Genomic DNA, 15625 nt, shown 5'->3' with positions numbered 1-15625 from the left:
GCCACCTGATGGGGTTACTTCGGTAAACCCATATCGGGAAAAGGCACAGCCTCCCAGCCAGGAAGCATGGTTCGAATCGGAGTGCGTGGTCTGGCTGGGGAATGTTGAATGGCCCGAGCTGGCAATCCCAGGTCGGAATCCGAATCCTGCGGGAGTTCAATAGAACCGTATGGCCGCGCGAGTGGATTGATCGTTGATTGCTTGCAGCGGTAGGAAACGTTCCGCTGCAACACATTATTTTTTGGAATGATCGGCTCGTCCTGAAGCAACGTCGCGAGCTGCGGATACCGCGTGCTCCAAGGGGGACTTCCGAATGGCATGGCCCGAAGCCGCTTCATATACACACTGTTTTGCGACATGATCGAGAGTGCGCCAGTCACCCCTCGTGCATCCAAGGAAATCGCAATGTCACAATTGGCAAATACGTTGTTGGCAACCCTGTTGTCGCGGCCCCCTCCGACAAGTATCGCTCGATGAACGTCAGTGACCACATTGCTAAAAATATCTACGCCGCTTACAAGATCGTCGAGATAGATCGCCGTCACATCATTTTTCTGGTTCTTGCCGTACAGGTCGTGGATGAAGTTGTATCGAATTGCATTTCCACGCGCCGTCCAATCCCGCCCCACGTAGATTGCGCCTGCATCGGAAGTCTCCTCGCACACGTGGTGAATCTCATTAAATTGGATGAGGTGCTCATTGCCCGCAAAGAGAATACCCACATGAGGGGCATCGTGAACATGATTATGCGACACCTCTATCCCTACCCCATCGATATCGATCCCGGCTTTGGTGGTAGCAATGCGACGGCCATAGTGATGCACATGGTTGCCGAATATCTTGTGCTCGGCGGCTTTAAGGGTCTTTCGGTCCCCACCCGTCGCCACGATACCGCGTGTGCCGACGTTATAGACATGGGAGCCTGTAATTACTTGTTGCCATCCCCCCTGAATCACAACCCCGTCTTTGCCAACATTACGGATGATGCAATCGCGAATCTGGTTCCCCTGCCCCCCACTTATCTGAATACCATCGTCGCGCCCCTCTTCGATGATGAGCCCCTGGAGGGTGACGAAGGCGGCGTCCCGTAACGCAACAAGCGGGGTCAAGAGCCGCGAGACAGTCACACGGTTTCCCGCCAGCGACGCAGGAAACCAGAAGTATGCGACAGACGTCTCACGATCGATGTAGTATTCGCCCTCCTGGTCAAGCTCTGACAGGACATTGAACGCGAAGTACCTTGCCCCGGCCTTCAGTCCATAGACCGAGGGCGTTGCCAGCGCGACCGTACGGCTGACAGGATCGATCGATCGAACAGCGATGGTTTCATCGTACCAATCCCAATACCAATAACCTTTGAGCCAAACGTTCGTATTGCCCCATTGCGAGATGCGGGGATCGTCAAGTCGGAAAGCCCCTGGACGGCCTTCAATATTGTTGCCGGCTTTCCCGGCATCCGTGACAGAGGCAACCACAGCCCATCCCTTGTTCGGCCAGCGAGCCACCTGCATCACCTCATCATTGACAAAAATCTCTTCGGGACTCGGCCTTTCAGGCTGTCCAGGGGCGCTTCTATTCCAGCGCGTGTCCTGAGCGTTGGCCAATCCTAGCGCTTTCAGATCGGCTCGACGGACGTGAGGCATGGCGGAAGAAGCCAGCCGCTTCACCTCTTCCGCCTGCGTAACCGGCTGAAAGGCCCCGACCGGTATCTTGATGCTTCCGGACAATCTCACTTCCTCATGCTGATAGGCTGCATAGACGATGGGGGCATCAGACAGGCCGGAATCTTGTTCGCTCAGTGTAAATGTCTCTGTCAGCGGGTAGTCCCCTCCTCTGACATACACGGTGACTCCGGCTGTGCCGAGTGTCCCGCGTACTTTGAGTTCCCGGATCTCATTGCGGGCCCGTTCGATGGTCAAGAAGGGTTTGGCGTGCGTGCCGGGATTACGGTCGCTCCCGGCGCTTGATGACACATAATACGTCAGGCCGGAAGTCTCGGCCATCAGCGGGCTCCCGAGAAGGAGCGTGACACAGATCCCGATGATAATTGGACAGGTACACATATCTCAGCAACCAATCGCCTGCAGAAGAATCCTTGCTGCTTCAGCTTCAGTGTGTGAAGCATAGGCCTTTCGTCCATTGCTGCCGAATTCATGTGCACGACCGGGAGTTTCGAACAAAGATTTGATCTCTCTCGCCACGATCGCAGGGTCGGATATGGGGACCACCACACCGGATTGATGCCGCCTGGTGAGCCAGCCTATCAGCCCTTCCTCACACGCGATATTCGGGAGACCCATCATTCCCGCTTGCACAAGGACCCCGCTCATTTGATAGTGACCCAGGTAGCCAAGCCACACAGCGTCGGCAGCTGAGAACACCGTATTTTCTTCATCTTCACTGAGGTAATGCGTGAGTTCGTGCAATCGACCCGTTTGCCGTAAGCGCATCGCTTGAGGCGACTGAAGAATAGGTATCGCATCTGGTGCCTGTTTTCCAGCCAGGAGCAACTGGCAGCGGGAAGGAAAGTCCGGATGTTGGCTGGCCAGCAACAATGCTTCGATCCCTTTTCTTTTGGCGAGCGATCCGTACATCAAGATGATCAACGCATCTTGTCCGAGTCGCAGGCGCTCGCGCGCACTGGGTCGATCGATTGACTGTTTGGTGACAGCAAGATCCGGAAGATAGACCAGACGTGAACGGGTCTCTTGGGGCCATTCGCAGGCGTATTCGTAAAGCGTTTCATCTATCGTGAATAATACGCGAAGATGTGGATCGCGCATGAGCCGGCCAAACAGCCATTTCTTGACGGACTCAACCTTACCGGTGGGAGCTTTGACACCCATGGCTGAGTAATGAAATGCCGCCCTCATGATAATTCCCCCCCATGGGGTTATTCCGAACGGTGAACCTGCGACCGCCAATGCATAGGTGCAATAGTCGAGATAGGGCAAGAAGACAAAGTCGACTCGGCAGCGGTTCGAAGCCAGAGCATAGAAATGTCCCAATAATTGTCGAAACGCCATCATGTCAGCGGTCATCCGAATGAGATTTCCGTCGAATGTCCCAAAGGCGCGAGCCGGCCTGCTGATGACGGTGAGTCGTTCTCCAGAAGTAGACAGCAAATCCTGCATGGAGGGATGCGCCAAACTTGGTTCAAACGTGGCGAGCTGAACCGAGTGGCCGCGAGACAGGATGGCTCGAATAATCCAACGAAGATATGCACCATGGTGACCCTGGACAAACGGTTCGATGATCAGCACGTTCATAACGGAATGCCTGCCTTATTGCTGCGCATATTCACACATTCGCCGCGAGGGTCCTGGAACGTCATATTCAATGTTTTTCCTGATGCGTTTTTTTGAGGCCGCATAGCTCGGCTAGACCGTCAAGAAGGAATGTTCGTATGCGATGGTGCCACATTGAGGGGGCAACCAAGGCACCAAAAATGGCACAGACCAATACCGCAACGGTCCAGAGCGCGAGCGTATCGCGCAGAAAATAGTACAGGAGCAGTCCCCCGACGACCCCCGACATGCACCACAGTGCCAATCCTTTCGATCCCCGTGAGACGAGGCCGTGAAGGTCAACGTGGTGCTCTGCATGAAACGTGAGGAGCGTCATCACGCTACCGGCCACAATGGCGAGACACGTGCCCACAACAACGCCGATACTGCCCATCATATACCCGAGGATGTAGCCTAGGAGTAGATTGGTGACGCCCATGAGCAGATGAGACCATGTATTCCAGCGGAGCTGTCCGGTACCGACAAAGGCAAGGTACGCCGGTACAGTAGTGGTGTTCAGCGCCCAGCTTGCAATGAGCAGGAATGCGAACACGACGAACACTGCCTCATACCTCCCGATCCACGCCTCGGAGATGAGCGGAGTGACCACAAAGAGAAAGGAAAAGATAGGGATGGACAGATAGAGCATGATGTCATAGCAGCGCTTGTATGTGTCCGGGATATGGGTAGGTGCGCGTTCTTGCTGAGTCGTGATCACAGGCACCATGACCTGATTGGCCGCGACCAGGAGGCTGCGAATTTGCATAATCATACGGCTGGCCATTTCAAAGTAGCCCACATCCGAAAGCGTGCCCCATTTACTCAACAATGCTTTAGTTGTCGGCTCGAAGAAGAGCTGTGCGATCCCGTTCACTTGAAAATTGGCCGCATAGCCGAACATCTCACGGAATACGGTGGCGGACCAACGATAGGGCATGATGCTCAGCCCATCGAGGCTGACTTTGAGCACCATCCAGCTCACGAGTAAGCTCCAGAACGATTGGATCAGTTGCGCTTGAGCCACCCCTTCAAGGCCATTGGCAGGAACGAGATAGAACACAGTTCCTACAAAAATCAGTTGGCTCGACATGAGCACGACACTTCTCAAGTCCGTTCTCTGGATTCCGTCCAGCCCTGAGTGAACAGTTGAGGCCATCATACTGCACCACAGCGACCCAACGGTGAATGGCAGAAGGCCTATGGCCTCCGGCAATAGCGCGGGCGGAATCAATCGCGCAACGGCCCACTCAAGAATCGGGTACAACAGAAACAGCGCGAGACCGCCGAATCCTGCCACGGTGATGATGGCAGTCTCGATAACCCGTGCCGCCCGCAACGGTTCCCCCTTGGCAAGGTAGCGCGAAACAAATTGAAGCACGCTGTTCGCAAAGCCTAGTTCGCTGATGCGAGTCACGTTCGTGGTGGCCAACACCAGAGACCAAATCCCCACGCGTTCGATGCCGATTGTTTCCAGGAGGAACCGGAACAGCACAAAGAAGGCAAGACCAATGACCACCACCTGAGCGATGGCCATGGCAGCATTCTTGAGTACGCGGCGTTTAACCGTCATCGTGTCATTCTGGCTACTTCTGCACAGATCGCATGCGTTAGGAACGGATTATTCACTCAGTGGATGGCGCAAATGAGATCTGGATATCGACTCACCGGTGGGTCACTGTCTGCCTCGGCGGTCTGAGCTGGTTATGATGAAAGAACGGCCACCCGATACATCACCTGCCTGGACCACAAATAAAGCTGAAACAAGCTTGGCGTGATTGTCGAACCCCACCACTACTCAGGCCTAATGACTGATCCTGGAATAGCGGCCGAGCTTCATGCAAACCCTCCACAGAAACATTGATGCCACGAGCAGTTCTCCACCACATTTCGAGGGATCGCGATTATTTCCATTGCCCTGCCACCAGGTGACTCGCTCCTTCGCTTCTAGAGAGACCGCAACGGGTGAGACTCTACCTGCCAGAATTGTGAGAATGCGAGCCCTGCTGGAGAAAACCTAACTGATTTATTTGGGTTCCACAACTAACAAACGTCTTAGATGAGGCGTGACGTTCCGTTTTGCAGAAGGGCCCCACCACAGTTTCAATGTCTGTATGGCTCTGCGACTGTCCCTTAGGTTAAGCGGTTGTTGGCGGGCATTCGTCTAGTGCTTAACGACTCGATTCGCATGGCCACATCCCGATATTGGGGCGCTTCACGCCGGAGCCAGCGATAGGTCTCCATTGACTCTGGAATACGCCCGAGTGATTCCAATGTTCTCCCTAAGAGATAAAGAATCTGAACTCGCTCCTTCAACGATGTCGATGGCACTTGGAGGGCCCGTCGAAAGGCCTCAACGGCATCGTCCTGTTTCCCGCTTTTTTTCAAGCACAAACCCATTTGGGCAAAGCCCTTCAGTGCATATCGTGGATGCTGTGCGGCTTTCTCATAATGTTCTGCTGCCTGTCTGAATAAACCAACATTCTTGAGCGCTGTTCCTCGTTCGTACGATTCGTGCCCGTCCGACGGGTCTATTGAATCCGCGGCTTCGACGCTCTGATTGGAGATTCCTGGCATCGTGACGAGGCTGTCAGTGCCCGATAGGATCGGGAAAGAGGCAGGACTCTGTTCCTGTTTCAGGGGTGACGGATCGAATTCTTTCATATGCAAACTTCCTGAGGGGCAAGACACCAAATGGCTGTACCCGAGCAAGTATTAGGCCATTCACATCAATTCACAAACACTTTAACTTTCAAGGGCTTTACACCTATTTTTTTCACGGCTGATCAAGCACCGATGGGCAGGCCCTGGCAGTTCGTTCAAAAGTGCTCTCGGACTTCTCGGGATCACTAGTCATAGCGACGGTCAGGAGATGAGGGCAGTTCTCAAAAGCTGATTTGGCGGAGATTGTGACGATTGGTAACAAACCATTGCCACGTCTTCTTGAGCCCATCCCGGAGTGCATACTTCGCTTGAAAGCCAAAGAGTTGCTTCGCTCGACTGACATCCAGGCACCGTCTGGGCTGACCATTGGGTTTGCTGGTGTCCCAGACGATCTGGCCCGTAAAATTGGCCTCCGCAGCAATCATAGTGGCAAGATTACGAATCGTGACCTCCTCCCCTGTTCCCAGATTAACGGGAAGACGGCCTTCATAATGTTCAGCTGCGAGCAGGATGCCTGCTGCTGCATCCTCCACATACAAAAACTCACGAGTCGGAGATCCATCCCCCCACAATGTAAGCGTGGCCTGCCCGGCTTCTTGCGCCGTCATACATTTGCGTATCAAGGCCGGGATCACGTGAGACGTTTCCAGATCGAAGTTATCGCGAGGGCCGTAGAGGTTCACCGGAAACAGCACAATTGAGTTAAACCCGTACTGATCACGATAGGCCTGGGACTGAACCAGCATCATTTTTTTAGCCAGACCATAGGGCGCATTGGTCTCTTCAGGGTAGCCGTTCCAGATATCGTCTTCCTTAAATGGAATGGGGGCAAACTTGGGATAGGCGCAGATGGTCCCCAGCGCCACGAATTTCTTCAGTCCACGCTGACGCCCGACTTCGATAAGCTGAGCACCCATCATCAGGTTATCGTAAAAAAACTTCCCGGGATTGGCTTGGTTCGCTCCAATTCCCCCGACGCGTGCAGCCAGATGAATGACTATATCGGGAATGCTATCGCTGTAGAGCTGTTGGACCGCGTCCATCTGAACGAGGTCATAGTCGTTGCTTCGAGGAACGACAATATCGTGGCATCCTTTGGTTTGAAGCTGCTCAACCACGAAGGATCCAAGAAAGCCTGCTCCGCCTGTGACGACGACCCGCTTATCTGACCAGAAAGACATCATTACTTTTTCCCATGGGTTCCTTCGAGCCGTTCTTGCTCTAGGGCAAGATCCGCGTCCACCATCATATGGGCCAGCTCCCTGAACCGAACCTTCGGCTCCCATCCCAAATCTTGTTTGGCCTTGCTCGCATCGCCGATCAGAAGATCCACCTCCGTGGGACGATAGTAGGCAGGATCGATCTTCACATATTTTTCCCAATCCAGTTGAAGCCGATCAAAGGCCAGCTCCAAGAACTCACGTACCGTATGTGTTTCTCCCGTCGCGATGACGTAGTCCTCAGGCTTTGGGGCTTGCAGCATCATCCACATGGCCTGCACATAGTCTCCCGCAAATCCCCAGTCTCGTTTCGCATCCAGATTCCCAAGAAAGAGATCTTTCTGAACACCGAGCTTGATTCGCGCCGCCGCCTTCGTGATCTTGCGCGTCACGAAGGTCTCTCCCCGTCTGGGAGATTCATGGTTGAATAAAATGCCGTTACAGGCAAAGAGGTCGTAGGCCTCTCGATAATTAACCGTAATCCAGTAGGAGTAAACTTTGGCCGCACCATAGGGACTACGAGGATAAAACGGTGTGGTCTCGCGCTGGGGGACATCCTGCACTTTACCGAACATCTCACTGGATGAGGCTTGATAAAACTTCGGCTTCAACCCTGCTTCCCGAATGGCTTCCAGAAGGCGGATCGTTCCGAGTCCGGTAATCTCTCCCGTATACTCAGGAATATCGAAACTCACACGCACGTGGCTTTGCGCCCCTAGGTTATAAATTTCATCTGGCTGGACCGTTCGGATGATGCGATTCAATGAACTCGCATCGTTAAGGTCTCCATACACAAGATGGAGACGTCGATGGGGAACATGGGGGTCTTCATAAATGGGATCGATTCGTCCCGTATTGAACGAGCTTGATCTCCGGATAATGCCGTAGACCTCATAGCCCTTCCCGAGAAGGAACTCCGCCAGATACGATCCATCTTGACCTGTAATGCCACTAATCAATGCTTTTTTCACAAGACCACTCCTTCGTTTGCACAAGGCAAGCCTGAAGTATGTCTCAATTACATGATGTTGTCTACCTGCGATAGCGCACTGTGGCCTTACATCTATTCATGTAACATACTGCTGCGCTACCACAAATGCCCGACTCGCGTCAGAAGGGAAGCGGGTTCTTCTTGCACGGGGCCTTTGCTTCGCACTAGAATATGTACGTAACTAAGAGGAATGGTTTACCGTCTGTTTCGAAGCCTATGAGTATGCGCAGGGGAATCATATTCGCTTATATTGTGTGCGGCACTTTGCTGGTGGCGCATATCATCAATGCAGTGATTGCGGAGGCGTTGTCTGTTCCAGGAGGGCTGGTACGGCCAGCACCGGTTTCCGACCAGGAGACTGAGGTGCGAACCTCAGTGCCCGCGATGGTCGAGCATATTCGGACGAGCGGACTTTTCCCCCTCCCCTCAGATCCCCTCAATATGAGCGTCATCGCAGGGCCTGGCGCAGTCATCCCACGAGTTTCGTTAAATCTCGCGGCGAAGCTTAAGCTGCTCGGAGTGGTGATCGGCGATCATGGAGGGGTCTCAGTCATCGTCGAAGAACTTTCCAGTAAACGACAACTATTCTTCCGGTTGCACGATTTCATACCCGATGTAGGTGAGATCAGCGAAATTCGTCGGGATGGGATGGTCATTCGGCAGGGCGATCAGCAAGAGTTGCTTGAACTCACTGCCTCGCAGGTTGAAAAACCCCCGGCTCCCCCCGTCACCGCGGGATCCGCCGTAGCGCCAGTGCCTGGGAGTCCTCTGCGTACCGTCCTCGACCGGAGAGATGTCGAGCAAGCGATGGGCGATTTACCAAAGTTATTGTCTCAGGCGAGAGCCGTACCGTACCTGGTGAATGGAGCCATGGATGGATTCCGACTGGATTACATTGCCCCCTCAAGCTTTTATGAAAAGATTGGGTTGAAGTACGGAGATGTCCTCCAGCAGGTCAATGGTGTGAATATTCGTGATCCTGGCACCATGCTTACGCTCTTCCAACAGCTTCGTAACGAGAAGACGGTGAAACTTGACGTGCTACGTAACAATCAGCGAACCGCGATGACGTTCGACATTCGCTGAGCCTGCTGTATCTTCATTTACTTCAGCTCCTTTCTGCTTTCGACAGTTCGCTGTCACGCTGGAGCCTTTGTGAGCGTAGGAGCAGACACAACTCCCGTTGAAAGGCGAGAGAGAATGGCCGTCATGACCTCGTCAGCGATATCGAGCAGAAACGCTCCATCTGCGTCGCAAGGGTCTGTGGTCTTGCTCCAAGGCCTGTGACCCTTCCAGAGACGAACAATCTCATCATGGATATTCTGAATGAACGACGAACACAGTAGTCGACCGCTGCTAGGGGCAATACTCGAGGACCGATTCGGCGTGCTCGAGTCCAAATTGCTTGAGGCGATTAATATTCAAGGGACCAAAGGGGGACGTCTCGGCGAAATCTTGATCCGCCTCAGGACGATAACCGAAGATGTCCTGTTACAAGCGCTCGCGATTCAGTTCGAACTGCCATGGCTCCCGCACCTTGATGTCAGCCAGGTCGACCACGAATGGGTCAAGAAGGTTCCAATTCACTTCGCGCGCCGTTATCACGTCCTTCCCATTAAAACAGAGGATGGCGCGGTACTGGTGGCAACAACCGACCCCATGGAAACGGCTGCCTTGGACGACCTTCGTCTGTTGCTCGGGCTTCCGATCAAACCGATACTGACGACCAGCCTTTCGCTCCTCGCCTGCCTGAATCGTGTCTATGACGACGCGGCGAGTCCTGCAGGCGCAGAGCAAGTCATGGAGGATATCGCCGCCAGTGAAAGCCTCGATCAAATTGCCCATGAGCTAGATGAGCCGACAGACCTGCTCGACGCAACAGACGAAGCCCCCATCATCCGCTTAGTGAATTCCGTCCTCTTCCAAGCGGTGAGACAACGGGCAAGCGATATTCATTTCGAATCGTTCGAACGGGGACTGGTCGTGCGGTACCGCATTGACGGGGTACTCTATCCCGTCCTTACCCCGCCCAAACATCTACAGGCAAGTATTATCGCGCGATTAAAAATCATGGCCGGTCTGAACATTGCAGAAAAACGTTTACCCCAAGATGGCCGGTTTCGAATCCGGACGGCTGGGAAGGATGTCGACCTACGTGTCTCCGTACTGCCAACCTCCCATGGAGAACGCGTCGTTCTGCGTCTCCTGGAGAAAGAGAACCGTCTCCTGAATCTCTCAGAAATGGGATTTTCGCAGGATCGGCTGGGGATCATCCAACAACTGATTCACTTGTCACATGGCATCATTCTCGTGACGGGCCCGACCGGAAGTGGGAAGACCACGACGCTGTACGCCGCGTTGACTCAGATCAATGCACCGGACAAGAACATCATTACCGTTGAGGACCCCGTCGAATATCAGCTCGTCGGTGTGGGGCAGATGCAGGTGAATCCCAAGATCAACCTGACGTTTGCCGCGGGACTGCGATCGATTCTCAGGCAAGATCCCGATGTCATTATGATCGGGGAAATCCGAGATCGTGAAACCGCTGAAATTGCTATTCATGCCTCGCTCACGGGGCATTTGGTCTTTTCCACATTGCATACCAACGATGCCGCGAGCGCGGCCACTCGATTGATCGATATGGGCATTGAACCGTTTCTCGTCGCCTCCTCAGTGGTTGCCGTCTTAGCTCAACGGTTGCTGCGGCAACTCTGTTCGGACTGCAAGCAGCCCTATCAGCCGGCTGACGAAGAACTGATTCGTCTCGGCATCGTCCCCCCAAGGGTGCGCCCCACCTTCTATCGTGGAGCCGGGTGCCCTGCCTGTTCCCAGACCGGTTATCGAGGTCGAACCGGCATATTCGAACTCCTCGTCCTCGACGAGGAAATCCGTCGCCTCATCGGCAACAAAGCGGATTCGGCTTCGATTCGCCAAGCGGCGATGGCAAAGGGCATGGTGACGTTGAAAGATGAAGGCGCGGAAAAAGTGTTTCTCGGGCTCACGACGACCGAAGAATTGATGCGAATTACCCAGCAGGAAGTCGAGATCTAGCCGGATGCCTGTCTACCACTACAAGGGGTATAAGAACGACGGAGGGTCTGCCACCGGCATCATCGATGCCGAAAGCCAAAAGGTCGCTCGTGTCAAATTACGGAAGGTCGGCGTATTTCCGACCGATATGGTGGAGCAAGGCACTGCGTCGAGCACAGACACTCCCGGTGCCTCGTCCTCGGTGATCGGTCGCTCCCCTGCCCTCAGCACGACGGATGTCGCGATGATGACCAGACAGCTGGCGACATTACTGGTAGCAGGTCTGCCGCTGGTCGAAGCGCTCGGGGTGATGGTCGATCAATCCGAAAAGAAACCCGTGAAAAGCCTGATGGCCGATATCCGAGAAGGAATCCGTGGAGGCAAATCCTATAGCGCGGTGTTGGAAGGTTATCCGCGCGAATTTTCCCAGATTTACGTACACATGGTCCGAGCCGGTGAAGCCAGCGGAGCATTAGATCAAATATTATTCCGCCTCGCAGAATTTCTGGAAAAGCAGTTGGCGCTCAAGCACAAAGTCACCAATGCCATCCTCTATCCAGCCCTGATGTTGATTGTCGGGGTGTCGGTACTCTTTTTCCTCATGACCTTTGTCGTGCCGAAAATCACCGCGGTCTTTACGAGTTTGAAACAGGCCCTCCCCTGGCCGACCGTCGTCTTGATGAGCATGAGTCATTTCCTGGCTGACTACTGGATATTCATTCTTGCTGTGGTGGTGTTCATCGTCTGGTCGGTGCGTCGAGCCATGCACACGGAAGCGGGGAAGCTCAAGTCCGACCGATGGCTCCTCAAAATCCCACTCATCGGCGAAGTGGCCAGGATGGTCGCCATCTCACGCCTCACGAGTACATTGGCCACGATGTTGGCCAGCGGTGTGCAATTACTGGATGCCATGGATGTCGCAAAACGTGTCATGAATAATCGCGTGCTGGAACATGCCGTTGAGGGGGCCCGACAAAATATTCGCGAAGGGGAAACGATTGCCGAACCGTTGAAGCGCAGCGGAGAATTTCCCGCCCTGGTCACCCACATGATTGCAGTCGGTGAGCGGAGCGGTGAAATGGAGGAGATGCTGCGTCGAATCGGGCAAATTTACGATGGGGAAGTGGACCGGGTCATTACACGGTTTACATCGCTACTGGAACCCATCATGATTCTCGTTATGGGTGTGTTAGTGTTTTTTATTGTGGTGGCTATCCTGTTACCAATTTTTGAGATGGGACAAATGGTCCGTTGACGACCGTGCTCAGTGAAGAGTGATGCGTGATGGGTCAAATGGGAGGTGTTCGATGAGAGGTACGGAACGGTTCGAGCGCGCGCAGATGACGTGGAACAACAGGCACCGGTTACCTGGTCCTCACCTATCACGCCACATCCTCCAAAGCGAACGTGGCTTCACGTTCATCGAGATCATGGTCGTCGTGGCCATTCTCGCAATTCTTGCCGCCTTAGTCGTTCCTCGCATCATGGGACGAACGGATGATGCCAAGCGCACAGCCACCAAAGTGCAGATTCGCAATATCGAAGGAGCTTTACAGCTCTACAAACTCGACAACGGGATCTATCCCTCAACAGAACAAGGCTTAAAGGCCTTGGTCGAAAAACCTTCGGTCGGGGTAGTTCCGAAAAAGTGGAAGCTCGGAGGCTATCTTCCGAAGTTGCCGGAAGACTCCTGGCAAAATCCATACAAATATTTAAGTCCCAGTCCAAAAGGCGATTACGAGATCACCTCCCTCGCGACCGATGGTGAAGCAGGCGGCGAAGGAATCAATGCGGATATTACCAATTGGAATCTCGATAAGGACTAGAAGATGTGGCAAGAGGCGAGGGGCATGGGGCGAGGGATCTGGGAGAAGCATCTGTTGTCTCCCCTCGCCTCACGCCACGTGCCTCATACCTGCCTGGCTACGGCAGGATTTACCATCCTCGAAATCATCCTTGTACTCTTTTTGCTAGTCGGCCTGCTGGGCATCGTGTTGCCCCGGATATCGCTGGAGGAGAATCTCGGCTCAGTGGGCCGGCGGATGGTCGGGACCGTGCGATCCCTTCAAGGCATGGCCATGTTGACCCAGAAAACGGTCCACCTGTACGTTGATCTGGATCGAGGGATCTATTGGCCGGTAATCCTGGATGGCAATCAAGAAAAGGTGCCGACCGACGCGACCTGGGCCACGCCGTTGAACCTCCCCGACACCATTCGCTTCTCAGACATACTGGCAAGTCAGGGAAAAAAAGAAACCGGCCGAGTCGATCTGTTCTTTTATCCTACCGGAAGGATCGATCCGATGACGATGCATCTGGCGGATAAGAACAACAACATCCTGGCCATTGCTATTGAGCCGGTTACAGGAGCGATCCGCATGAGCGATGAACGGATCGAGCCCTCAAAGCCCCTCACCATTCCCGACCGTGTGAGACCGTTGCTTCAAACCACGGTGGCAGGCAGGTAATGAGACGACGGTGAGGACGACCGGTCGCACGTAGGATGCGTTTATGGGAAACGAACGGGGGTTTACGCTATTAGAAGTGCTGATTGCGCTCGGCATTCTGGCGTTGGCGCTGCCGATCTTGCTGGGGCTCCGCAATTGGGACCTCGATCTCCATGCAAGGGCCAAGGAACTGACGACCGCCACGGTCCTCGCGCAGGAAAAGTTGATCGAGACGGAGTTGGGGATGCTGTTGCCCCTCGGTGAGACGGGTGGAGAGTTTCAATCGATCCCTCTGGGATCGCAAGCCACTGCCGAGACCACGAATCGACCGGCCAATTATCGGTGGAAACGAATTGTCGCACCCACGCCATTGCCGATCGTACAGGAAGTGAAGATCCAGGTGCTGTGGCCACGAGGCGCCACGGAAGAAATGGTCGAGGTCAGTACCTATGTGTTTTCGGCAAACACCCCCCAGTAGTGAGGGCGGTTTCACGCTCATTGAAGTGCTGCTGGCCGTGTCTCTCGTCGCCATGATGGCGACCCTAGTCTTTGGATCGCTCTATGTCACGACCAGTGCGATCGATGCCGCAAGGGCCAGCTCGGCCAATGAGCAGATTGTTCGAAGCACGTTACGCGTGATGACCGATGAATTGTCGGTCGGCGTGAGTCTGCCGTCTGGTCCTTGGATGGGAATCAACGGCCAGCAGGATGGTCAACCGGCCGATTCGATCGCCTTTCTCACCATGGGCCAATTTCGAGGGGCGGAGTCAACGAAAGATACCGAATTGGTTCGCATCGTATACACCAGAGAAGGCGAACGGCTCCTTCGCTTTGTGCGGAGAAACCTCTACGGGCTGACCGACGAGTCTATCGAGCAAGTCGAACTTGCCAGCAAGGTCAAAGCCTTCAACGTGCGCTTCTACGACAGCAAGACCAACCTCTGGGTGGACGAGTGGGATGGTCGTGGACGATCAGGGACTCCGAAAGCCTTGTTGATCGAACTGACGTTACTGCAAGACAATGCCGAACTCCAGACCGTCCGCCAATGGGTTGCGGTGGGGGCATCATGACGGCATGGCCCATCACCTGGCCGGAAACACCGAGACTCAAAGGCCCCCTAGGCTGGGGACTGGCGACGCTAGCCGGCTTCATCCTCTCGCTGCTCCTGACCTTTCCCTATGGCCCACTCCAGAATCGTCTACTGGCTGAGTTTCACCGGATGAGTGGATGGGAGATCCGGGCTGCGGATTGGTCGGTCGGGTTTCCCGCGTCCATTGAGTGGCGTGATGTTGTCCTCGCTGGCCCCACTAACGGAGCCATTCCGCTTGAAGCCGTACGGACAACAATAGGAGTCTTTCAGGCATTGTTCGGCCGCATGGTGATAGACTATGCCGTGCAATTACCAGGAGCAGTCCAAGTGGGCGCTGGGCGAGCCACCGGATCTCTAACAGCGGCCTCGTGGGGCTTACGCGGTCCAGTTTCCGTCAAAGGCCATCTCCAGCAAATGGATCTGACGACGGTCTTGAAACCCTACGTCAGCCGAGGCACCGCGCAGGGAGATTTCATGCATCGATGGGATAACACACAAGACGCCGCGGCGGGCCTCAAGGGTGACGGGACCCTAACGGTGGAGATCAAGGATCTTGTCGTTGATCGCGTCGCTGCCGGCTCTGCTGCACTGCCCTCGCTAGCGCTCGGACGCATACAAGCGTCGATCGCCTGCCATGATGGCGTCTGCGAGGTGACGGAATTAAAGGGTGACGGTGTCGATGGATCGTTTACCGCTCAGGGGCAGGTCACGTTGCGACAGCCGCTTCAGCAAAGCCTTTTGGAGCTGACGGTTACGGTCATTCCCGGCCCTGGGTTTGCGCAGAAAGCGGCAAGCCTGTCATTACCACCGTTTCAGCCCGGTACCCCGTTAACGTTTAAGCTGGCCGGGCCGATCATCAATGCGAGAGTGGCACTGTAATCACCCAGAGAAGTAGT

The 15625-nt window shown here is 54.5% G+C and carries 14 protein-coding genes; 8 read left to right on the top strand and 6 right to left on the bottom strand.

The genetic code is table 11. The annotated features are described in order from the left end of the window. Positions 1 to 14 precede the first annotated feature (14 nt). The 6 genes from Q8N00_01105 to gmd all read right to left on the bottom strand — a co-directional run bounded on the left by Q8N00_01105 (position 15) and on the right by gmd (position 8139). Complete coding sequence (locus tag Q8N00_01105; protein MDP2381381.1) at positions 15 to 2003, bottom strand: right-handed parallel beta-helix repeat-containing protein; 1989 nt, start codon at positions 2001 to 2003, stop codon at positions 15 to 17. 63 nt (positions 2004 to 2066) lie between these two features. Then, a complete protein-coding gene (locus Q8N00_01100) occupies positions 2067 to 3269 on the bottom strand; it encodes a hypothetical protein (protein MDP2381380.1) in 1203 nt (400 codons plus the stop codon). Between the two features lie 67 nt (positions 3270 to 3336). Next, the gene (locus Q8N00_01095; GenBank protein ID MDP2381379.1) at positions 3337 to 4857 is read right to left on the bottom strand and encodes a lipopolysaccharide biosynthesis protein; all 1521 of its coding nucleotides are present in this window, start codon (positions 4855 to 4857) and stop codon (positions 3337 to 3339) included. A 560-nt stretch (positions 4858 to 5417) separates the two neighbouring features. Further along, positions 5418 to 5948: a tetratricopeptide repeat protein gene (locus tag Q8N00_01090; protein MDP2381378.1), complete on the bottom strand. Its 531-nt coding sequence runs from the start codon at positions 5946 to 5948 to the stop codon at positions 5418 to 5420. A 221-nt stretch (positions 5949 to 6169) separates the two neighbouring features. Continuing rightward, positions 6170 to 7129: a GDP-L-fucose synthase gene (locus tag Q8N00_01085; GenBank protein ID MDP2381377.1), complete on the bottom strand. Its 960-nt coding sequence runs from the start codon at positions 7127 to 7129 to the stop codon at positions 6170 to 6172. A 2-nt stretch (positions 7130 to 7131) separates the two neighbouring features. Next, positions 7132 to 8139, bottom strand: coding sequence for a GDP-mannose 4,6-dehydratase (gene gmd / locus Q8N00_01080; GenBank protein MDP2381376.1), 1008 nt, complete (start codon positions 8137 to 8139; stop codon positions 7132 to 7134). A gap of 383 nt (positions 8140 to 8522) precedes the next feature. Between gmd and Q8N00_01075 the strand changes: the two genes are divergently transcribed. The 8 genes from Q8N00_01075 to gspN all read left to right on the top strand — a co-directional run bounded on the left by Q8N00_01075 (position 8523) and on the right by gspN (position 15608). Then, positions 8523 to 9245, top strand: a complete 723-nt coding sequence (locus Q8N00_01075) for a hypothetical protein (GenBank protein ID MDP2381375.1) — start codon at positions 8523 to 8525, stop codon at positions 9243 to 9245. A gap of 240 nt (positions 9246 to 9485) precedes the next feature. Next, the gene (gspE, locus tag Q8N00_01070; protein ID MDP2381374.1) at positions 9486 to 11213 is read left to right on the top strand and encodes a type II secretion system ATPase GspE; all 1728 of its coding nucleotides are present in this window, start codon (positions 9486 to 9488) and stop codon (positions 11211 to 11213) included. A 4-nt stretch (positions 11214 to 11217) separates the two neighbouring features. After that, positions 11218 to 12447, top strand: coding sequence for a type II secretion system inner membrane protein GspF (gene gspF / locus Q8N00_01065; GenBank protein ID MDP2381373.1), 1230 nt, complete (start codon positions 11218 to 11220; stop codon positions 12445 to 12447). An 85-nt stretch (positions 12448 to 12532) separates the two neighbouring features. Next, positions 12533 to 13018, top strand: coding sequence for a type II secretion system major pseudopilin GspG (gspG, locus tag Q8N00_01060; protein ID MDP2381372.1), 486 nt, complete (start codon positions 12533 to 12535; stop codon positions 13016 to 13018). A 3-nt stretch (positions 13019 to 13021) separates the two neighbouring features. Further along, positions 13022 to 13660: a hypothetical protein gene (locus Q8N00_01055; GenBank protein MDP2381371.1), complete on the top strand. Its 639-nt coding sequence runs from the start codon at positions 13022 to 13024 to the stop codon at positions 13658 to 13660. A gap of 43 nt (positions 13661 to 13703) precedes the next feature. After that, entirely contained in the window at positions 13704 to 14117 is a 414-nt protein-coding gene (locus Q8N00_01050) for a prepilin-type N-terminal cleavage/methylation domain-containing protein (GenBank protein MDP2381370.1), read from the top strand. Next, positions 14089 to 14709, top strand: coding sequence for a type II secretion system protein GspJ (locus Q8N00_01045; GenBank protein ID MDP2381369.1), 621 nt, complete (start codon positions 14089 to 14091; stop codon positions 14707 to 14709). The genes Q8N00_01050 and Q8N00_01045 overlap by 29 nt, the downstream gene beginning before the upstream one ends. Next, entirely contained in the window at positions 14706 to 15608 is a 903-nt protein-coding gene (gene gspN / locus Q8N00_01040) for a type II secretion system protein GspN (GenBank protein MDP2381368.1), read from the top strand. Before Q8N00_01045 ends, gspN begins: the two co-directional genes overlap by 4 nt. Positions 15609 to 15625: the final 17 nt, after the last annotated feature.

Source organism: Nitrospirota bacterium, assembly GCA_030684575.1.
In the GTDB taxonomy this organism is placed as follows: Bacteria; Nitrospirota; Nitrospiria; order Nitrospirales; family Nitrospiraceae; genus Palsa-1315.
The sequence above is the reverse complement of the archived record's forward strand: the minus strand, read 5'-3'. Positions and strand labels throughout refer to the sequence as shown.